Here is a 21,764-nt window from a genome sequence, read left to right as displayed (position 1 = left end):
AAACATGAAACACAGATCAGGATTACGACATTGTTTATTGCCCTTTGCATTGGCATTACTGGTATTCAGCACTTTATTGTTCAGTCAGATTTCAGCGCAGGCGCAGGGGGCAACCTCTTCCGGAATAAAGGGTTCCGTATTTGACAATTCCAACATACCGCTTTCCGGGGCAGGGATTATCGTTACTTATCTCCCGGCAAACTCCCGTTATGAAAGCAAGACTTCAGATAAGGGGGCCTTTAACCTTCAAAACTTACCTGTGGGCGGGCCTTACAGAATTGAAGTCCGCCATATAGGAAACCGCAATTATACGGAGAACAACGTATTTCTTTCCCTCGGACAAGTCTACACGCTCAAAGTATATATGAGTTCGGAAAATCAGGAGCTTCAGGCAGTAGAGGTAAAAGCACAAAGGGCAGGGTCTTCGAGAAACCTGGCAAAAACCGGTGCTTCGACTAACATCAGCAGAACAGACATCGATCGTTATCCCTCATTGAACAGGTCCTTAGCCGATTATACAAGGTTTACCCCGCAATCGTCCGGATTGTCTTTTGGTGGCCGTAACAACCGCTACAACAACATTCAGATTGATGGTTCTCAGAACAACGACATCATGGGCTATGGCGTAGGCGGAGGAACAACCACCGGTTCGCCGGGCGGACAGGCGGGAACACAGCCCATCAGTTTAGATGCGATTGACGAAATTCAGGTGGTACTGGCACCTTTTGATGTGAAACAAGGTAGTTTTACCGGTGCGGGAATTAACGCGGTCACCCGTCGTGGAACCAACACTTTCTCCGGATCAGCCTATACTTATGGTAAAAACCAAAACCTGGTGGGCAAAAGTCCGGATGATAAAAGAACCAAATTTAACGATTTCACAGACTATCAATATGGCTTTCGTTTAGGCGGACCGGTGATAAAAGACAAGCTGTTTTTCTTTGTAAATGCAGAAATCAGTCGCCGGGATGAACCTTTATTGTACCAGGCCAACAGGGGCAAAGGTGCTTCAAATGAAGCTCAGATCCCCCTTGAAACGGCACAAAGCTTTTATAACACTTTAAAAAATACCTACAATTATGATCCTGGTAAGTTTGAAGACATCAGCAAAAAGACCAATAGCGAAAAGTTCTTTCTCCGCTTTGACTACCTGATCAATGCCAAAAACAGACTGACCCTCCGCCACAATTATGTGAATGGAAAACGTGATGACATCAGTAACGGCATCAATTCGCTGCGCTTTGAGAACAACAAATACATTCAGACGAATAAAACCAATATTACCGTTGCCGAGTTAAACACTTATTTCTCAAATAACGTGGTAAACAACCTGATCGTTGGCTATTCCAATGTGAGGGACAACAGGGAAATTCCGGGAAGCCCCTTTCCGCAGGTAACGATTCAGCTGGATGCGACCAAAACAATGGTTGCCGGAACAGAAGGATATTCTCCTTCAGCGCGACAAAAGCAACATCTTTTCCAGCTCACAGACAACCTGGATATCATTCACAATGACCATCATTTTACCATTGGTACACAGAATGAGTTCTTTAAATTCGACAACCTTTTTATCCAGAACATCTGGGGAAATTATACTTTTGCCAGCCTCGATGCTTTTGCGAAAGCACAGGCACCCACTATTTACCAGCTCACTTATTCAAAAATCCCGGATGTAAAAATACCTACTTCCGTATTCAGGGCCATGCAGCTCGGATTTTATGCACAGGATGAATACACGGCTATGGAAGGCCTGAAATTAACAGGTGGCCTCCGTGTTGATATCCCTGTATTTCTGGATAAACCTTTAGAGAATGAACAGTTCGCCAATTCCTTCAAAGAGGAGGGTTACCGCACCAGCAGACAGCCAAAAACCAAATTGCTGTTCTCCCCAAGAATCGGCTTTAACTATGATATTAATAATGATGGCAACACCATTCTCCGCGGAGGAACAGGAATCTTTACCGGAAGACTTCCCTATGTATGGCTTGGGAATGCATATAACAATTCGGGTGTAGATTTGGGCAGGATCAATGTCAGTGCCGCTGCTGCATCCACCATCAGATTTAATCCTGATGTGAACAATCAGCCAAGAACTGCCACTGTAGCCACTTCAGAGATCGACCTGACGGATCCTGACTTTAAAATGCCTCAGGTATGGCGCTCAAACCTGGCAATAGATCAGAAACTTCCTTACGGCTTTACCGCAACACTGGAAGGAATCTATGGCAAAGAAATGAATGCCCCTTATATCAAAGACCTGAATCTGGTGGAACCAAATGCAAAACTTGCCAGAGAAGACAGAAACGTTTATCCTGCTGGCGCCGGCCGACTTAAATACCCTGAATACACGAATGTATTCTTGTTAACGAATACAAACAAAGGTTATCAGTACAGCATCACCGCGCAGCTGCAACGCAATGTATCACAAGGCGTATCCGGTAGCATCGCATACACCTATGCGCAATCGGAAGACATTTCGAGTATGAATTCTACCATCGCCTCGACGAATTTCAGAAACAATACCATTGCCAATAACCCAAACAATCCAATGCTAACGTCCTCCGACTGGAACCTGAACCATCGGATCATCGGAACCTTGTCTTACCGTTTTGAATACCTGAAGAATTTTGCAACAACGATAGGATTGGTCTATAACGGACAATCTGGTCTTCCTTATACCTATCGTCTAAACTCCGATATCAACAACGACGGACAAACGCAGAATGATGCCATGTATATCCCTGCAACAGCAAAAGACATCACTTTAGTTCCCAATAATGCATCCGATAAACGTACACCGGCAGAAATCTGGGATCAGCTAAATGCCTTCATAGAACAAGATCCTTACCTGAGCAAACACCGCGGGCAATTTGCAGAAAGAAATGGCGCAAGAACACCATGGTCACATATTTTCGACCTGCACCTTGCACAGGACTTCCTGATCAACACCGGAGGAGCGAAAAAACACAACCTTCAACTCAGCTTCGATATCTTCAATGTAGGCAACCTGTTAAACAAAAATTGGGGATTGGTGAAATTACCATCGATCACTACCGCGCAACTTCCAGCCACCTTAAGCGGCTCTATCCTGACCTATAAAGGAATTGATCCATTAGCCTTTAGCGCTGGAAATCCAATACCAACTTATAGCTATAGCCCGGTAAACGGTTCTTTTATCAATGCACCTTTCGATTCCAGATGGAGAGGCCAGCTGGGACTAAGGTATAGTTTCTAATCGCAATAACAATCCTAAAGATCACCTCAGAGAAGAAAGCGCTCCTTAGAGACTGCCCGCACTGAAAGGAATCTTACTTAAAGGCCTTTGAAGGTAATCCTCCGGGTTAAAGCGGTAGAAAAAAAGGCGAGATGGGATGAAGGCATAGAAAAATTTGCCCCTTCAGGCAAAGGTTTCAGCCTGAAACCATCTCCCTTTTTTTTAAAAAAGCTTCTTACTAAAATACTTAGGAAACTCAACATATCCCTGTCTCTCATAAAAACGATGTGCAGCTGTTCTGCGAATACTGGAATGCAGCTCTATCCTGTTACAATCCCTTTCTTTCGCCAACTGAACACAACGTTCTTCCATTTCCTTTCCTATGCCACGGCTCCTTAACTGATCGTCAACAGCAAAATAACTTACCATCGCAAAATCTCCTGCATAAGCGATCTGAGGGACAAAATGAATAGACATGAAAGCGACAACCTGACCATCCAGTTCGTATACAATCAGCTCATGATCAGGATGTCCGATCAGTAGCGTTAACTTTTCGGCGACCAGGCTTTCTGCTGTCGGATGTTCCATTTGCGCTAATAAAGACCCTATGGCCTGCGTATCTTCTTGTTTTGCCCTTCTTATACTCATCTTAAAAACCGGATTAATAAAGGTAAAAGTATCATTTCTTTAGGATCAATTCCAGCCTCCACCCAATGCACGGTATAAATTGACGATTGCATGTAATTTCTGACTTTGGTCATTGATCCCTTTTAATTCAGCGGTCAGCAGATTTTGTTCTGCTGCCAGGACATCTGTATAATTGGTGTTTTTGCTGTTGTTTAGCAATTCTTTATTGAAAGCTACCGCCTGTGCCAGGGCTTTTAACTGCTTAGCCCGTTTTCCTTCCTTTTGAACGGCATGTTCATAGGATGATAAAGCATCTGAAACTTCCTGAGCCGCTTTTAGAAGCGAGCTTTCAAAGCCATACAATGCCTGTTGCTGTTTCGATTCTGCCGTGCTGAGCCTGGCTTTATTGATCCCCTTATTGAAGATCGGCTGTGTAAGGCCGGCGGCAATATTGCCAAATAAGCCGGCACTGCTAAACCAGTTACTAAGCCCAAGACTTGAAAAACCAGCCGCAGCGGTAATCGTTAGCGAAGGATAAAAAGAAGCCCTTGCGACATTGGTGTTTTCAAATGCAGCACGGAATTGATACTCTGCCTGCTGGACATCCGGTCTGTAGGCCAGTAATTGCGCCGGAATTCCTGGTTTTAAGTCGTATGTCAATCGTTGTTGAGCCAAAGAAGTCCTGTTGATTTTAGAAGGAGAGCGGGCCAGCAACACACATAAAGCATGCTCGGTTTCTTTAATCCGCTGCTGTATATCCGGAATGGCGAGATCTGCCTCATAATAATTGGCTTCACTTTGTACGACTGCCACGCCGTTTAAGATCGAGCTTTCAAAAAGCAATTTGATTGCTTCAGCATCTGCAGCTCTGTTTTCTGCTGTTTTCTGAGTCACCAGTAATTGCTGATCCAGCGCAAGTAATTCAAAATAATGATTGGCGATGTCGGCAATCAGCTGGGTTTGGACTGCTCGCTTTGCGGCATCACTGGCCAGGAGGTCTGCATACGCAGCGCGTTTTGCACTACCCAGTTTAGCCCAGATGTCCAGTTCCCAATTGGTACTGATACCAAGATCATATTGCGTAGAATTGTTGATCATTCCGAAACCTTGCGGGAAGGCCAGCCTGCTTTGCTTTACAGACAAATTTCCATTTACCCCCGGTAAGAATGCTGCTTTACTCAGGCGAAGACCGGCCTGAGCTTCGCTAATGCGTGCTACAGCAATTTTCAGGTCCAGATTGGCAGCCAATCCCTGAAGGATCAGCTGGTTTAAAATGGTATCGGTAAATACCTCCGACCATTTCATCTTTGCCATGTTTCTGGTATCTGCAGATCTGCCATTTCCATAAGATGAAGCGGAAGGCAGATCTGGTTTCTGATAAGGTTTTATCACTTTACATGAAGTCCATAATCCAATGGAAATCAATAGCAATAAAGATTTTCTATATATATTCATTACAGTAGGTTAAATGTTTTCTTTTAAAGTTCGTGGAGGATGATTCGGTGTTGGTATTCCTGAAATTTTCTCCTGTGCAGACTGGAAAATGATGAAGAGAACAGGGATGACAAAGATGCCAAACAGTGTTCCGATGAGCATTCCACCAACAGCGGCTGTACCGATGGAACGGTTGCTGAGTGCACCGGCCCCGGTAGCCAGCATTAAGGGAACCAGCCCGAATATGAAGGCAAAGGAAGTCATCAGAATCGGTCTTAATCTTGCTTTTGCCCCATAAATTGCGGACTGCACAATGCTTCTGCCACTCAAACGGTGCATCAGTGCAAATTCTACAATCAGAATGGCATTTTTAGCGAGTAAGCCAATCAACATGATCAGACTGATCTGAAGGAAAATGTTGTTGTCGATGTTAAAGAGATTTGCAAATATAAAGGCCCCCGCCAAACCAATCGGAAGGGAAAGCAGTACAGAAAAGGGGAGGATATAGCTCTTGTACTGTGCACTCAATAAGAAGTAAATGAACACCAGACAAAGTGCAAAGATCATCATCGTCTGACTACCGCTGGAAAGCTCTTCCCTTGTCAGGCCGGAAAATTCATAAGTATAACCGCGACTTAAAGTCTGTGCAGCAACTTCTTCTATTGCTTTTATCGCATCGCCTGAGCTATAACCTTTATTTGGCGAGCCAGTTACCGTAGTTGAAGTAAACAGATTGAACCGGTTAATAAACTCCGGACCATAGGTTTTCTTTAAGGTGACGAACTCCGAAACCGGTGCCATCATTCCCTGTTCTGTCCTGACATAAACCTTATTCATGTCTGCTTCTTTCGCTCTGAAATCAGGATGACTCTGCATCATCACCCGGTATTGTTTACCAAATTTATTGAAGTCTGAGGCATAAACTCCTCCAAAATACCCTTGCAAAGTATTCAATACGGTATTGACACTTACACCCGCATCTTTACATTTCTCTATGTTTACGTTGACCTCCAGTTCGGGAAATCCGATATTAAAAGGACTTGTGGCATACATGATCTCCGGACGCTGGTTGATGGCCGTCATAAACTTACCGATAGACTTAGCGAATTCTTTATAATCACCTCCGGTTCTGTCTTGCAGCTGCACTTCAAAACCATTGTTATTTCCGAAGCCCTGCAAGGTTGGAGCAGCAAAGAAAATCACTTTAGCGCCTTTAATGTGTGCTGTTTTTGCAAACAGTTGATTGACTATGGCATTGACATCCTGGTCTTTTCCTTTTCTTTCTTTCCAGGGCTTCAAACGGATAAATAAAGCGCCATATGAGCCACCGAATCCGTTGATCAGGTCCATTCCTGCCAACCTTGAAGAAAGTTCAACCTCCGGAATACTTCTGGCAATGCTATCCACCTGATTGCTGATCTCTTCTGTGCGTTCCAGTGTTGCTGAAGGGGGAAGGATCACATCTCCATAAATGGCGCCACCATCTTCATTCGGCACAAAACCGGTTGGCGTAGTTTTCAATAAGGTATAGAAAATAAAACCGAACATCAGAATACCCGCAATTGAAATCCATTTTCGGCGAATCAGGAACCGCACTGCGCGTATATACTTGCCCGTTACTACTTCAAATGCCGTATTGAATCCTGTATAGAAAGTAGGCAGAAATCCTTTTGACTGATGTGGCTGATCCGGGTTATGGGGCTTTAAAAAGATCGCGCAAAGCGCCGGACTTAGGGTCAGCGCATTCACGGCAGAAATCACGATCGCAACCGCAAGGGTTAATCCAAACTGTTTATAAAATACGCCTGCAGAACCTGTAATGAAAGTTACCGGAACAAACACAGCAGACATGATCAGGGTAATCGACACGATAGCCCCACTGATTTCGCTCATCGCATGAATCGTCGCTTTCTTTGCCGATTTGGCGCCCTGATCCAGTTTTGCATGAACGGCTTCGACCACCACAATCGCATCATCTACGACAATCCCAATCGCCAGCACCAGTGCAAACAAGGTCAGCAGGTTGATGGTAAAGCCAAAAAGTTTCAGGAAAAAGAACGTACCGATGATGGCCACGGGAACTGCAATTGCAGGAATGAGGGTAGAGCGGAAATCCTGAAGAAAGATAAATACCACAATAAAAACAAGGATAAAAGCTTCTACGATGGTGTATATTACTTTTTCTATAGAGGCATCCAGAAATTCATTGGCATTCAGGAAAGTATGGTATTCCACTCCGGGAGGAAAATCTTTGGACGCTTCTTTCAGAATATTTTCACAGGCAATGATCAGCTCTCTGGCATTTGATCCCGACGACTGGCTTACGGCTCCTCCGGAGGAGACCTTTCCCTGCGTCTTTAGTGAGGTGGTATAATCCAGGGCTCCGAATTCAATTTTTGCGACATCTTTAAGCCTGATCAAGCCCCCCTGACGGGCACTGCGAAGCACAATATTTTCAAACTGCGCTTCTTCGTCCAGTCGACCAGTATATTTGAGGGCATATTGAACTGACTGCCTGCTGTTTTCACCTATTTTCCCCGGTGCAGCTTCAATATTTTGTTCTTTTAACGCTGCAATCACATCGTCGGGAACCATTCCATGGCTGGCCATGGCATCGGGCTTCAGCCAGATCCTCATGGAATATTCCTGGTTTCCGTAAATGATGGCTTCACCAACTCCTTCCACGCGTTTCATCTGTGGCATGATATTGATGCGCAGGTAATTGTCCAGGAATTTCTGGTCGTAGGCTTTGTCTTTGCTATAGATGAGAAAGCTAAATGCAGTACTGCTCAGCTTTTTGCTCGTGGTAATCCCGGCTTTGATCACTTCTGTAGGAAGCAGGCTTGTCGCTTTGGTGACCCTGTTCTGTACGTTTACTGCCGCCTGATCCGGATCCGTGCCCTGCTTAAAGAAAATGGTGATCGTGGCACTTCCGTTATTGCTGGCAGTAGAAGTCATATAAGTCATGTTTTCTACGCCATTAATTTGTTCTTCAAGTGGGACAATGACACTTTTCATCACTACATCTGCATTTGCTCCCTGGTAGGCTGCAGTTACCGCAACAGTGGGTGGAGCGATCTCCGGATATTGAGAGATGGGCAGGGACAAGAGCCCCAGGAGCCCCAGAATGACGATAATCACCGATATAACCGTAGACAATACCGGGTTTTCTATAAATTTTCTTAACATGTCTTTTTTATTTTGCTGAGGATGGAGCCGTTTTGATTTTCATTCCGTCTTTTAAATTCTCCAGTCCCTGGGTAACGATCTTGTCGCCGGATTTTACACCACTGGTTATTACATAATCTTTTTCCGTCACGGCATCCATAACAGCTATCGGTGTATTGTGAACCGTATTTCCGGCATCCACCTTAAATACGAAATGTTTGCCCTGCAACTCGAAAGTTGCGCTCTTGGGGATCAGGATTGCCTCATTAACAGCGGTAGGAATGTTCAATACGGCACTCGCGCCGCTCCAGAGTTTCGCTTCCGGATTGGGAAATACTGCTTTAAAATTGGCAGCTCCTGTGCTGGCGTTGAGTACACCACTTAAAGTCTCGATTTTTCCTTTGTCCGAGTAGACTGTTCCATCAGCAAGGGTTAAGGAAACCTCAGGCATGTTTCTAAATTTATCATTTACCTGCTGTCCATCGTATTTGTTCAGAAAGGAAGCCAGTTGTTGTTGGCTCAAGGAGAAGTAGGCATAAATCTTTTTGGTATTGGCCACTGTGGTGAGTGCTGCCTCAGAAGTACTGCTTACCAAGCTGCCGATTTTATAAGGAAGGCTCCCCAGTACACCATCTATCGGACTAACAATGTTCGTATAGGCGAGTTTGGATTTGGCGGAGGATAGCGCTGCGTTTGCCTGATTTAATTCCGCTCTTTTTACCCGCTCTACGTTTCTGGCAGATGTAAGCTCGAAAGTATTTACAATCTTTCGTTCCACCAATACTTTTGTTCTCTGGCTTTGGAGGACAGCGGTTTCCAGATTAGCTTCAGCAGCCAATACAGCGGCCTTGCTGCTGTTTACTTCCTGTTGATAGCTATTGGCATCAATCTTAAAGAGTGGCTGGCCTCTGCGTACCCTGCTGCCTTCGTTGACATAAACCTGTTCGATATACCCGTCTACCTTGGACCTGATTTCTACTGTTTGTTCTCCTTGTAAGGTAGCGGGATATTCTACTGAAAGGGCCGTTTTCTGAGGTTCAAGTACAAGGGTCGGGAATTGGGGGATCTCATTTTGTGCACCCTGGTTCCGGGCAGGTTTACAGGAACTGAGAACTGCAGTGAGGAAGAGCGGATATAGAAATATTGTTGTTTTCATTTATATTGTTTTTTTTCTTTTATAAATCATTAAAGGGGAACCGGCTTCACCCCACATCAGGGATTGAACCTGTTCCATTAACTTTGCTGTTGCGGCTACATAGATCGCTTCAGGTACATCAGAACTGGCTTTTAGCACCACTTTCTTGTTTTCGTAAATCGAATAATCCAGGGCTTTTATTCTCTGTATCCATAGGAGTTGCTGATGATCTTCCCAGGCTCCAAAACAGACAAAGGCAGCATGAGGCTGAAGAAGGGAGGCGATAAATACATAAGCCCAGTAAGGGACGATGGCATCATTTGAGCAATAAAGCACAACTTCCTTATTGCGGTACTGATGCCAGTCAATGAGCCCCATTTCTGCCCTGAATAATTTTTCCTGGAGCAGATAGCCATGAAAGAGGTAAGGGACCATATCAAAGACGAAATAGTCGGTTTTTGATGGTTTATAAGACAAGAGGTCGAGTGTGACGATTCCTGATTGTTCTACTTTATTTATGATGGTATCCATTGATTGATTGATTTTGTTTATTCTACAGTGGCTTCGGCGGTATTTTAGCAAGATTAATTTAAAGGCATAGGGATTCCTGCCCGGTTGAATTCCTTTACAGGAACCGGGTAATCATGATGCATGCTCATGCGATGCGTTTAGTTATAAATATGGATTTTCGGTGAGGAGCTTATTCAGCCTGCTTCCGCTTTCGGGAACACTTGAAAAGTACGTTCCAGTAGGGAACAACGTATACGAAAGGGGCTCCGGTAGAAGCAAAGGGAGAAATGTTTATAGTTTTTTGTAGTTTAATTGGCATAATCCTTTGTTTAATACGTAAATAGATCTTTATACTCATCACAGGTTATATCTGAAAAATCTAATAAATCGGGTTTCAGCCTTGATAAGTTCAGCAAAGTTAGTACTTTTGTTAATAAAACAACTAAACACTTGTTTTATTAGATTATGAAGACAAACAGATTTTTAATGTTATTGAAGACCAGGGGTGCTTTAACGGCCGCTTCAATTGCTCAGGAACTTGGAATAACTAATGAGGGTGCAAGATTGCAGTTGTTAAAATTTACAGAAGAAGGTCTGGTGAGTTCTTACAATGAATCCCAGGGGGTGGGGAGGCCTAAGCAGTTTTTTAACTTAACCGCCCTTGGGAATGCCAAATTTCCTGATACCCATGCGGAACTTACGGTAAAACTGATTGAGATCATGAGGGATACCTTAGGTGCAGAAGCCCTTCAAACGGTAATTGACGTTAGTGAGCAATCAGGAAAAACACGTTACCTGAACGAGCTTGAATCGATTTTTAGCCTGGAAGATCGGATTGCAAAATTAACGGAAATCAGAAGTCGCGAGGGATATATGGCAGAATATACGAAGGATAAAGAAGGTTACCTGCTCATAGAAAACCATTGCCCGATATGTGCAGCTGCAAAAAGCTGTCAGGGGTTTTGTTCTGCTGAACTTAATATATTTAAACACGTGCTGGGTGATGACGTTCAAATCAGTCGCCTGGACCATATTGTAAGCGGAGACCGAAGATGCGCTTACCGTATTGCCGAAATTAGCAAATAACATTTTCTATATGGACTATTCTGCGTACCTGAAAAGAATAAACTATGAGGGAGACCTGAACGTTTCCCTTGACTTGTTGAAAAAGCTGCAATATTTACATTTGCTCCATGTCCCTTTTGAAAATCTGGACATCCACCAGGGTGTAGAAATTAAAATGGAAAATGCGTTCTCAAAGCTGGTAGAAAGGGGCAGAGGGGGATTTTGCTATGAGTTGAACGGTGCATTCTTTGGTCTTTTGACAAATATCGGCTTTCAGGTCAGACTGATTTCGGGGAGGGTAGCGAATAAAGAACAAGGTTTTGGGGAAGAGTTTGACCATATGGCAATCCTTGCAGAAATCGATGGCGATTGTTACCTTGTAGATGTCGGATTTGGAGATTTTAGCGCAGAACCTTTAAAAATCATGCTGAATACCTTACAACATGACCGATATGGTGATTTTCAAATGGAAATGTTCGACAACACCTATCTGATCGTTAAAAAGCTGGTAAATGATGTGCTTATTCCCGAGTATATTTTTACTGAAATAGCCAGAATTCCCGACGACTTTAGGGAAATGTGTATCTACCACCAGAAGAGTGAAAATTCCAGTTTTACAAAGAAAAAAATCTGCTCCATTGCTACAGAAAACGGCAGGATCACCGTTACCGGAGACCGGTTAAAAATCCGGGAAGGGAAGGAGGTGATGGAAAAAGAATTTGAAAAAGTATCAGAATTTCATCATTATCTTTGGAAGTATTTTAACATACAATTGAGCGCCCGCTAAACACTGCATTTCAGCTGTTTTTTATACCATAAATATTCATTTTACACCCAGTCATAGATTGCTTCGCGCTGTGTCTGGGATGCCATCGTAATGAGTCCGGGGCAGCTCCATATTCGGTCCACCTTTTTCCTGCAAAAACGTGGACTCACTGTGGACTCAGTATGAGAACATCCAGACCTCAGTAAGGAGGATCATATACCGGATTTATTTCAAGAAATTTAGCATGATTTTACTGATTTTTTTCTGCGGTTTTTTGAGCTTACTGAAGCCGCTTCAGGAGGTTAGATAATTTAGGTATTTCTTCTATATTCTCCCAGTCATTTTTAGCCATCTATGAGTTAATTCACATTGCAAATACCGATCACCTTGATCAGGAAATCCTGAAAGAAGTTTTAAGCGAGCTGGAAACCAAACATTTCCATTAATTTCTGATAGCTGCTTACCTGAGTTTTCATCTTAACTTACGCTAACGATTGCGTAGTTTTTTCCTATGCATTTGTTTCATTAGCTGTCAAATCTTTGTAGACTTGTATCAGGCCTCATTATGGCTTTAACCAAATATTCAAAAGAATTAACCAGGATATGAGCAAAAGTTCCATTTTCCCTGTTTTGTTTACATTGCTCACGACAGGAGCATGTTATGCCCAATCTGCGCCCAAGGTGGCCGGGAAACCGCTGGTGTTATTAGACTCCTATTTTAACAACGAAATTAAGAAGGATGCAAATGGCATTGCACAATCCTGGCATTACAAATGGGAGGAAAACTCTGGTGTAGGTTTTTCCTTATTTGCAGGAGTATTTAAGGATAAAGGCTTTAATACAGAGACGCTAAAGTCCGCCCCGACAAAAGACAATTTAAAACAAGCCTCTGTATACATCATTGTTGATCCGGATATTGAAAAAGAAAATCCAAATCCCAGCTTTGTAAACGAAAATGACATTTCTACCATCACTTCATGGCTCAAATCCGGCGGTGTATTGCTGCTGATGGCAAACGATACCGGAAATGCAGACCTGGAACACCTCAACCAGCTTGCTAAACAATTTGGCATACAGTTCAATATGAACAGCAAGGGGAGGGTGGTTAAAAACGAATTTGAAATGGGGAGCATGGATATAGAACCGGGAAATCCGTTTTTTAAAACGGCCAGGAAATTGTTTATCAAAGAATACAGCACACTTACATTGAGCGGCGCAGCAAAATCCATCCTGAAGGACAAGGACGGAGATCAGGTCATCGCCATTGCGAAATATGGCAAAGGGGCGGTATTCGCCATCGGCGATCCATGGCTTTACAATGAATATGTGGATGGAAAGAAGCTTCCTGTTACTTTTGACAATTTAAACGCGGCCCGGGATCTGGTCGACTGGATCAAAAGCTGCCTATAACGATTGCGCAAATAATTCCGGCTGAAGCCTGTTAATCCTTATAATAATTATGTAGAATTGTTTTTGAGGTGTAACATTTTGCCGCTTTATCTATAAAAATTAATACATTTAAAAATATTATTGTGAAGAACTTTTTAGACGACAATTTCTTATTACAGACCAAGACAGCGCAAACGCTATATCATAATTTTGCAAAACAGATGCCGGTTATTGATTACCATAATCATTTAATGCCGGATCAAATTGCAAACGATTTCATGTTTGAAAATATTACTCAGGTTTGGCTATATGGCGATCATTATAAATGGCGTGCAATGCGTGCAAACGGTATTGACGAACATTACATTACCGGTAATGCGACTGATCTGGAGAAATTTAAAAAGTGGGCTGAAACAGTGCCCTATACTTTGAGAAATCCTTTATACCACTGGACACACCTGGAATTACAACGTTATTTTGATGTTCATGAAGTGTTGTCGCCTGCAAATGCAGAGCGGATTTATGAAGAATGTACAGCTAAATTACAGACACCGGAATATTCTGTGCAAAACTTGCTGCGCAAGATGAAGGTGAAAACCTTATGTACCACCGATGATCCTTTAGATTCCCTGGAACACCATCAGAAAATAAAGAATGATGGGCTGGACATCCAGGTTTTGCCCGCATTCCGTCCGGATAAAGCGATGAATGCAGATGATCAGCAGGCACTGAACAAATATATAGATCAGCTTTCGGCTTTAACAGGCAAGGAATTAAACGATCTGGATGCTTACCTGTCTGCGCTTAAATCAAGACATGATTATTTTGCAGAAAATGGCTGTTCCGTATCCGACCATGGCCTGGAGCGGATTTATGCCGATGATTATACCCACGATGAGATTAAAGATATTTATGGAAAGATCAGAAATGGGATTCCTTTAACGATCGAAGAAGCTGGTCAGTTTAAATCTGCTTTACTGTTTCAGTTTGCCTTATGGGACCACGAAAAAGGATGGGTACAACAATACCATTTGGGGGCCTTGAGAAATAATAACGACAGGTTATTGAGCCAGTTAGGTCCGGATACCGGTTTCGATTCTATCGGCGATTTTCCGCAAGGAAAGGCATTGTCTAGGTTCTTAAACAAACTGGACGCTCAAAATTGCCTGACAAAGACCATTTTGTACAATTTAAATCCAGCCGACAATGAGTTGATGGCCACAATGATTGGCAATTACAACGATGGAACGGTTGCAGGAAAAGTACAATGGGGTTCTGCCTGGTGGTTCCTTGATCAGAAAGAAGGGATGATCAAACAGATCAATACCTTATCAAATATGGGCTTACTGAGTCGTTTTGTAGGAATGCTTACCGACAGCCGAAGCTTTCTGTCTTATCCCCGTCATGAGTACTTCAGAAGGATTTTATGTAATCTTTTTGGGGATGATGTAGAGAATGGAGAATTGCCTGATGATCAGAAATGGCTTGGCAAAGTGATTCAGGACATCTGCTATAACAATGCAAAAGAATATTTTAATTTTTAATGATATATGGGCAAGGTTTTAAACTTTGGTGAACTGTTATTGAGGATTTCCCCGGATGTAGAGGGAGCCTGGCTGAAAGAAAATAACCTTCCTTTTTATGTAGGAGGGGCAGAAGCGAATGTGGCGGCTGCTTTGGCACTTTGGGGTGTTCCTTCGGCTTACCTCTCTGCGGTACCGGATAATTTTTTGAGCAGACAGGTGGTTACTTATCTGGATCAGTTGAATATAGACACCAGTCCGATGCAATACCTGGGAGAGCGGATTGGTTTATATTATCTCGCTAATGGGAAAGACCTTAAAAATTCGGGTGTAATTTACGACCGTAACTATTCTTCTTTCTCTACTTTAAAAACAGGAGTAATCGATTGGGATGCCGTTTTTGAAGGGATCAGCTGGTTTCATTTCAGCGCAATTTGTCCGGCATTAAACACGGATGTAGCTGCAGTATGTGAAGAGGCTTTAAAAGCTGCTTCCGAAAGGAATATCCGGATTTCACTGGATTTGAATTACAGAAGTAAACTATGGAAATATGGAAAAGATCCGATAGAGGTGATGCCGTTGCTGGCGCCGTATTGCGACCTTATCATGGGAAACATCTGGGCGGCTGAAAATATGCTCGGCATTCCGGTGCCTGAGGGGCTTGTCGAAGCAGACCTGAAAGAGAATTATCTGGAACAGGCAACCATAACCTCCAAAGCGATTATTGCTGTATTTCCTAAGTGTACAGCGGTAGCCAATACCTTCAGGTTTGATTTCAAAACCGGTGTTAAATATTACAGCACTTTGTTTACGGATAATGAGTTGTTCACTTCCAAAGAGTACCGTGCAGAAAAGATCGGCGGAAAAATAGGAAGCGGTGATTGTTATATGGCAGGTTTGATTTATGGTTTTTACCATCAGCTGCCTCCTGCAGAAATACTTGGGTTTGCCACCAGAGCAGCCTTCGCGAAGCTCTTTACAACTACTGATTTCAACACGACAAAAATCGAAGACATTCAACAGGTGGTTCAACCTTATGAAACCACTTTTTAAACAGAAAAATAAATAAGACGTACGGTAAAAAATATAGAAATGAAAACAAAAGAAAGTTCTTTAAAAGCCATCACAGATCAGGGGATCCTGCCATTATTCTATTTTGAAGATGCACAGGTGAGTCTGGATATCATCAGAACATTATATAAAGCGGGAATCAGGGTACTCGAATATACCAACCGCGGTCCCGCTGCTTTGGCTAACTTCAGCATGCTGATAGAGACACTTAAAACTGAAATGCAAGACCTTTACCTGGGAATAGGAACGATTAAAACCGTTAAGGAAGCGGAAGATTTTATCGCTGCAGGTGCTCATTTTATCGTTTGCCCGATTGTAAATCCTGAAGTAGGCGAATTGGTTCATTCCAAAGGGTTACTCTGGATCCCGGGATGTTTTACGCCTACAGAGATCAATACTGCTCATCAGCTGAAAGCGGGATTGATCAAGTTGTTTCCTGCAAACATTCTCGGCCCGTCCTATATGTCTGCGATTAAAGATCTTTTCCCAGGCCAGCTGTTCATCCCGACAGGCGGTGTGGAGATTGAACAACGCAACATCAGCGATTGGTTTAAATCAGGCGTATGTGCAGTCGGCATGGGCAGCAAACTGATCAGCAAAGAAATATTAGAGAACAAAGATTATAACGAATTAGATACCTTAACCAGAAAGACAATTGACCTGGTAAAATCGGGCAGATAATGCCCAGCCAATTGACCTAACCAACCAAAGCCAAATATAATGAAAGAGACTAAAATGGGTAATTACAGATGGACAATCTGTGCATTATTGTTTTTTGCAACCACAGTCAACTACCTTGACCGTCAGGTGTTGAGCCTCCTGCATCCCATGCTGGAGAAAGAATTTAACTGGACCAATAGCGACTATGCCAATATCACAGCGGCATTTCAATTTGTATATGCCATCTCCATGCTCTTCGCAGGAAGGTTTGTAGACCGTTTAGGCACGAAATGGGGATACATCATTGCCCTGATCATCTGGTCTATAGGAGCCATCATGCATGCCGTTGCGGTACCCATCGGTGTCAGTGCAGCTGCCCTGATCAGTTGGGTTGGATTGGGTATGGTACCGGTTTCCGTGATCGGTTTTATCCTGGCAAGAGCAGTCCTGGCTTTTGGTGAATCTGCAAATTTTCCGGCTGCGATTAAAGCGACGGCAGAGTACTTCCCAAAGAAAGAACGTTCTTTCGCTACCGGAATCTTTAACTCCGGGGCCAATGTTGGGGCCATTTTAGCGCCGCTAACAGTGCCATGGATTGCAAAAGTATGGGGATGGGAATCTGCGTTTATCATTGTAGGTGCAGTTGGTTTTATCTGGTTGGGCTTCTGGTATGTTTTTTATGATAAGCCAGAAAATCAGAAACGGATGAACGCAGCTGAACTGGCTTATATCAATAGTGATCAGCAGGAGGAAGCACCGGTAACAGAAACCGTTGCAACTGAAAAAGTGGCCTGGTTTAAATTATTAGGTTACAGACAAACCTGGGCATTTGCCTTCGGCAAGTTCATGACCGATGGGGTTTGGTGGTTCTTCCTTTTTTGGCTCCCTTCTTACCTTAAAGTACAGTACAGCCTGACGGGAACAGACATCATGATGCCTTTAACCGTATTGTATAGCATGACCATGATTGGAAGTATTGGCGGAGGATGGTTTCCGATGTACTTCATTAAAAAAGGATATTCGCCTTATGATGGCCGTATGCGTGCCATGTTTGTCATCGCCTTATTCCCTTTAGTGGTATTGGCAGCACAACCCTTAGGGCACATCAGTTTCTGGATTCCTGTAGTCCTTATTGGAATTGGTGCATCTGCACATCAGGCATGGTCGGCAAATATTTTCACCACTGTTTCCGATATGTTTCCTAAGAAAAGCATCGCCTCAGTGATTGGAATTGGCGGTATGGCTGGTGGCATGGGCGGTGTGGTGATGTCGAAATTAGGCGGTGCACTCTTCGATCATTACAAACTATTAGGACATACACAAACCGGCTATACCATTATGTTTACGATTTGCGCTGTGGCTTATTTACTGGCCTGGGTAGTAATGAAATTCCTTGTTCCAAAATACGCGCCGATCACTGATTTATAAATCTGTAAGATTAACCTAACCGACCATATGACTATGAATTTTAATGAACAGCTCCAGGCCATCTTTGTGGAAACACATCAGGTTCCGGAGGAATTTAAATTAGAAGAGGAGGTTCACCAACGGGAATACCTGAGTAATGGTGAGCTACGTGCATGGGATGGAGAAGTGCATGAAGTATTGTCGCCAATCTGTCTGAAGACCCCGGAGGGCCTGAAGCGCAAAGTGATTGGGACTTATCCTTTATGTAGCGAAAAGGAAGCCGCTGAAGCATTAGATGCCGCAGTAACCGCTTACAACAATGGAAGAGGCGAATGGCCAACCATGAGTGTCGGCGACAGGATCAGCTGTGTAGAGAAATTTACAGGCAGGATCATAGAGAAGAAAGCAATCGTCGTGAAATTACTGATGTGGGAGATTGGCAAATCTTATGCAGATTCTGTCAAGGAGTTTGACCGGACAGTAGAATACATTCATGCAACGATAGATGCCCTGAAAGACCTCGACCGCCAGTCGTCCAGATTTAGTATTGAGCAGGGAATCGTGGCGCAAATCAGACGCTCTCCTTTGGGCGTTGTATTGTGTATGGGGCCTTTCAATTACCCATTGAATGAGACCTTTACCACGTTAATCCCGGCGTTGATCATGGGGAATACCTTGTTATTTAAACCACCTAAACACGGAACGTTATTACATTATCCTTTACTGGAAGCCTTTCGGGATTGCTTTCCAAAAGGTGTGGTCAATACGATCTATGGACGGGGAAATAAAATCATTCCTGACCTGATGAAATCTGGTCAGATCAATGTGCTGACTTTGATTGGTTCCAGTAAGGTGGCAAATGAGCTAAAGAAATTACATCCAAAAGTAAACCGTTTGAGGGCTATTCTGGGCCTGGATGCCAAGAATGCTGCCATCATCACGGCCAAAGCAGATGTACAGCTGGCAGTGCAGGAAACCGTACTGGGCGCTTTGTCCTTTAACGGGCAGCGTTGTACGGCTTTAAAGATTATTTTTATTCACCGCACACTGGCGGATGTCTTTCTAAAGGAGCTAACCAAAGCAGTAGCGCAATTGAAATTTGGAATGCCCTGGGAAAATGGCGTTTCTTTAACACCTCTGCCAGAGCCACATAAACCGGCTTACCTGCAGGAATGTATCGCCGATGCGATTGCAAATGGTGCAACAGTGATCAATGAACATGGGGGAGCAGTGAATGAATCTTTTGTATACCCGGCAATTGTTTATCCGGTAAACAAACAAATGAAGCTGTATACTGAGGAGCAGTTTGGCCCGGTAATTCCGGTAGTTCCTTTCGACGATCTGGAAGAAACAATCGATTACCTGATTGAATCCACTCACGGTCAGCAGGTCAGCATTTTTAGCAATGACGAAGAAGAGATTGCGGCATTAATTGATCCACTGGTGAATCAGGTGAGTCGGGTAAATATCAATTGCCAGTGTCAGCGTGGGCCGGATGTATTTCCGTTCACGGGAAGAAAAGACAGTGCCGAAGGTACATTATCAGTAGTTGATGCCTTGCGGTCATTCTCCATCCGTTCCCTGGTGGCGACGAAATTAAATGAAAACAACAAACACCTGATCAACGAAATTGTGGAAGGTAACAGTTCTAATTTCTTAAGTACCAGGTATCTGTTTTAATACAAAAGGTATTTGCAGGGACCAGATGGTTTATTCCAGTCTGATTCCTGCATCTTTATAAGCTTTAAGGCTTTCATGGTCAGGGGCAATATCGGTGACAATCGTATCTATATCACTCATGCTGGTGATGTAATAAGGTTCTGTGGTCCCCAGCTTTTCTACTGTCGCGAGTGCAATAATCTGCTTAGAAGTCTCTACCATTGTCTTTTTAACCTGACAATCTTCATAATTGATCCCCGTAACGCCGGAGATCAGGTCAATACTACAAATGCCTAAAAAACAAATGTCCGGACGGATGCCTCTGATCGTCTGGATCACTTCAAAACCAGAAGTGGAGAAGGAAGATTTGTTCAACCTTCCGCCAAGGAAAATCACTTCTATGCAGGGATGGTCTTCCAGCACAGAGGCGACAGGAAAGCTATTGGTAATCACGGTAATTTGCAGATCTTGCGGTAAAAGTGTCGCAATTGCAAGCACTGAAGTTCCGGAATCAAACAGGACGACTTGCCCGTTTTTGATCAGTTTGACTGCCTTTTCTGCAATAATACCTTTATGACTCACATCATAATGCTCACGTTCACGAAAATGTCGCGGAATAGGAGAGCGGGAAATTGCACCGCCACGAACGGCTTTAAGCAAACCCTGGTCTGATAATTCTTTAATGTCACGTCTTACGGTATCTTCAGAAACCTCTAATAACGTGCTTAAATCACCCAATAGAACTTTTCGCTCTTTGCGGATATGTTCTATGATCAGTTGTAATCGTTCTTCCTTTATCATATTGTTGCAAATATAAGGATTTAAATCACCTTACATATTGCAATATACTGCAAAATATTGCTATATTTGTTGCAATAATTTACGAAAAATACATGGAGAAGATAAAAAAGACAATTGGAATTGACATGGATGGGGTTCTTGCAGATATAGAACAACAATTCATGGACTGGTACGAAAAAGAGTTTGGCGTTAGGGTATCAAGGGAAGAAAGACTTGGTGTTTTAGAACCAGAAGGCTTTCCTGATAAAACCGCGATTAAGAGATACGTATATACACCTGGCTTCTTCAGGACGATTCCTGTAATGGAGGGGGCAGTGGCGGCAGTGACGAAGTTGATGGAAGAATATGAGGTATATATTGTATCCGCTGCAATGGAATTTCCGCAGTGCTTACAAGAAAAACACGAATGGCTGGCAGAACATTTTCCATTCATCAGCTGGACGAATATCATTTTCTGTGGAGACAAGAGTCTGATTGCTACCGATTATCTGATTGATGATCACTGTAAAAATCTGGATTTCTGTAAAGGGAAAGCAATTATGTTTGATGCTTCGCATAATGTGAATCAACATCACCATGTGCGGGTGAAAAGCTGGACAGATGTATTGACTTTGTTGGAAAAAGAAAACTTAATCGACGCTTAGCGTTCAAATAAGCTTCATTTTCTATTCTATTTTACTATCTTCTGCCTTTATAATAAATACCATTTAGTAATTAAACCAGATCCCCTTTAGCGATGATAGAAGAAATCAGACAGGCCTACCCGAAGGCCTATGTTGCCATTAATGACGCAACTATAGATTCAGAATTTTCAATGGCCTCTGATGTTTTGACTTGTTCCCTGCTCAAAACACTGGCGGGTTCAAAACCAGGCGGTGATTTTCTGGAACTGGGTACAGGAACAGGATTGTCGACTTCCTGGATCCTAGATGGGATGGACGACTCCTCATCCCTGATTTCCATAGACAATGACGAGCGGTTTTTAGCCATTGCCAGAGATTTCTTAGGCAGCGACCAGCGACTGAATCTGGAATGTACGGATGGAGGGGACTGGTTGGAAAAAAACAGCGACAGAAAATTCGATTATATTTTTGCCGATACCTGGCATGGGAAATACCTGATGCTCGACGAAGTGATCGGGATGCTCAAACCGGGTGCCTTTTACATCATCGACGATATGTTGCCACAGGACAACTGGCCGGAAGGACATGCAGATAAAGCAACGAAGCTCCTGGAAGTATTGGAAAAAAGAGAAGACCTGCTGATCACCAAACAATGCTGGGCAACCGGATTGGTTATTGCAACAAAAAAAGACAGATAGTCAGGTTAAATTCT

The 21,764-nt window shown here is 43.3% G+C and carries 17 protein-coding genes; 11 read left to right on the top strand and 6 right to left on the bottom strand.

Features of this window, described 5'->3' with window-relative positions; translation table 11 throughout:
* Nucleotides 1-4: 4 nt before the first annotated feature.
* The gene (locus tag BLQ87_RS22730) at nt 5-3,235 is read left to right on the top strand and encodes a TonB-dependent receptor (protein ID WP_074611207.1); all 3,231 of its coding nucleotides are present in this window, start codon (nt 5-7) and stop codon (nt 3,233-3,235) included.
* Between the two features lie 201 nt (nt 3,236-3,436).
* Here the strand turns inward: BLQ87_RS22730 and BLQ87_RS22725 are convergent, their stop codons facing one another.
* From BLQ87_RS22725 to BLQ87_RS22705, 5 genes are read right to left on the bottom strand one after another with little or no spacing between them, the layout of a single operon-like run.
* The gene (locus BLQ87_RS22725) at nt 3,437-3,862 is read right to left on the bottom strand and encodes a GNAT family N-acetyltransferase (RefSeq protein ID WP_074611206.1); all 426 of its coding nucleotides are present in this window, start codon (nt 3,860-3,862) and stop codon (nt 3,437-3,439) included.
* Nucleotides 3,863-3,907: 45 nt separating this feature from the next.
* Nucleotides 3,908-5,296, bottom strand: coding sequence for an efflux transporter outer membrane subunit (locus BLQ87_RS22720; protein ID WP_074611205.1), 1,389 nt, complete (start codon nt 5,294-5,296; stop codon nt 3,908-3,910).
* Between the two features lie 9 nt (nt 5,297-5,305).
* Nucleotides 5,306-8,464 (bottom strand): efflux RND transporter permease subunit, encoded by a 3,159-nt coding sequence (locus BLQ87_RS22715; RefSeq protein WP_074611204.1) that lies wholly within the window; start codon nt 8,462-8,464, stop codon nt 5,306-5,308.
* Nucleotides 8,465-8,471: 7 nt separating this feature from the next.
* On the bottom strand, nt 8,472-9,599 hold the full coding sequence (locus BLQ87_RS22710; RefSeq protein WP_074611203.1) for an efflux RND transporter periplasmic adaptor subunit: 1,128 nt from the start codon (nt 9,597-9,599) through the stop codon (nt 8,472-8,474).
* On the bottom strand, nt 9,600-10,109 hold the full coding sequence (locus BLQ87_RS22705) for a DUF2480 family protein (protein ID WP_074611202.1): 510 nt from the start codon (nt 10,107-10,109) through the stop codon (nt 9,600-9,602).
* Nucleotides 10,110-10,553: 444 nt separating this feature from the next.
* On the opposite strand from BLQ87_RS22705, the gene BLQ87_RS22700 reads away from it, so the two are divergent.
* From BLQ87_RS22700 to BLQ87_RS22665, 8 genes are all read left to right on the top strand, one after another.
* On the top strand, nt 10,554-11,174 hold the full coding sequence (locus BLQ87_RS22700) for a helix-turn-helix transcriptional regulator (RefSeq protein WP_074611201.1): 621 nt from the start codon (nt 10,554-10,556) through the stop codon (nt 11,172-11,174).
* A 10-nt stretch (nt 11,175-11,184) separates the two neighbouring features.
* Nucleotides 11,185-11,940 carry an arylamine N-acetyltransferase family protein gene (locus BLQ87_RS22695; protein ID WP_074611200.1) on the top strand — a complete coding sequence of 252 codons (756 nt, stop codon included), beginning with the start codon at nt 11,185-11,187 and terminating at the stop codon, nt 11,938-11,940.
* Nucleotides 11,941-12,522: 582 nt separating this feature from the next.
* A complete protein-coding gene (locus BLQ87_RS22690) occupies nt 12,523-13,329 on the top strand; it encodes a hypothetical protein (protein WP_074611199.1) in 807 nt (268 codons plus the stop codon).
* 122 nt (nt 13,330-13,451) lie between these two features.
* On the top strand, nt 13,452-14,852 hold the full coding sequence (uxaC, locus tag BLQ87_RS22685; protein WP_074611198.1) for a glucuronate isomerase: 1,401 nt from the start codon (nt 13,452-13,454) through the stop codon (nt 14,850-14,852).
* 6 nt (nt 14,853-14,858) lie between these two features.
* The gene (locus tag BLQ87_RS22680) at nt 14,859-15,884 is read left to right on the top strand and encodes a sugar kinase (RefSeq protein ID WP_074611197.1); all 1,026 of its coding nucleotides are present in this window, start codon (nt 14,859-14,861) and stop codon (nt 15,882-15,884) included.
* A gap of 39 nt (nt 15,885-15,923) precedes the next feature.
* A complete protein-coding gene (locus BLQ87_RS22675) occupies nt 15,924-16,583 on the top strand; it encodes a bifunctional 4-hydroxy-2-oxoglutarate aldolase/2-dehydro-3-deoxy-phosphogluconate aldolase (RefSeq protein WP_074611196.1) in 660 nt (219 codons plus the stop codon).
* Nucleotides 16,584-16,622: 39 nt separating this feature from the next.
* Nucleotides 16,623-17,990, top strand: a complete 1,368-nt coding sequence (locus BLQ87_RS22670; RefSeq protein ID WP_074611195.1) for an MFS transporter — start codon at nt 16,623-16,625, stop codon at nt 17,988-17,990.
* Between the two features lie 33 nt (nt 17,991-18,023).
* A complete protein-coding gene (locus BLQ87_RS22665) occupies nt 18,024-19,649 on the top strand; it encodes an NADP-dependent glyceraldehyde-3-phosphate dehydrogenase (RefSeq protein ID WP_074611194.1) in 1,626 nt (541 codons plus the stop codon).
* 30 nt (nt 19,650-19,679) lie between these two features.
* Here the strand turns inward: BLQ87_RS22665 and BLQ87_RS22660 are convergent, their stop codons facing one another.
* Complete coding sequence (locus BLQ87_RS22660; protein WP_074611193.1) at nt 19,680-20,429, bottom strand: DeoR/GlpR family DNA-binding transcription regulator; 750 nt, start codon at nt 20,427-20,429, stop codon at nt 19,680-19,682.
* A 92-nt stretch (nt 20,430-20,521) separates the two neighbouring features.
* On the opposite strand from BLQ87_RS22660, the gene BLQ87_RS22655 reads away from it, so the two are divergent.
* Together BLQ87_RS22655 and BLQ87_RS22650 are read left to right on the top strand one after the other, a co-directional pair.
* Nucleotides 20,522-21,073: a 5' nucleotidase, NT5C type gene (locus tag BLQ87_RS22655; protein WP_074611192.1), complete on the top strand. Its 552-nt coding sequence runs from the start codon at nt 20,522-20,524 to the stop codon at nt 21,071-21,073.
* Nucleotides 21,074-21,165: 92 nt separating this feature from the next.
* The gene (locus BLQ87_RS22650) at nt 21,166-21,750 is read left to right on the top strand and encodes an O-methyltransferase (protein WP_074611191.1); all 585 of its coding nucleotides are present in this window, start codon (nt 21,166-21,168) and stop codon (nt 21,748-21,750) included.
* Nucleotides 21,751-21,764: the final 14 nt, after the last annotated feature.

It is taken from the genome of Pedobacter steynii, assembly GCF_900103665.1.
In the GTDB taxonomy this organism is placed as follows: domain Bacteria; phylum Bacteroidota; class Bacteroidia; order Sphingobacteriales; family Sphingobacteriaceae; genus Pedobacter; species Pedobacter steynii.
Note: the sequence above shows the minus strand (reverse complement) of the source record. Positions and strands in the feature narration are given on the sequence as shown.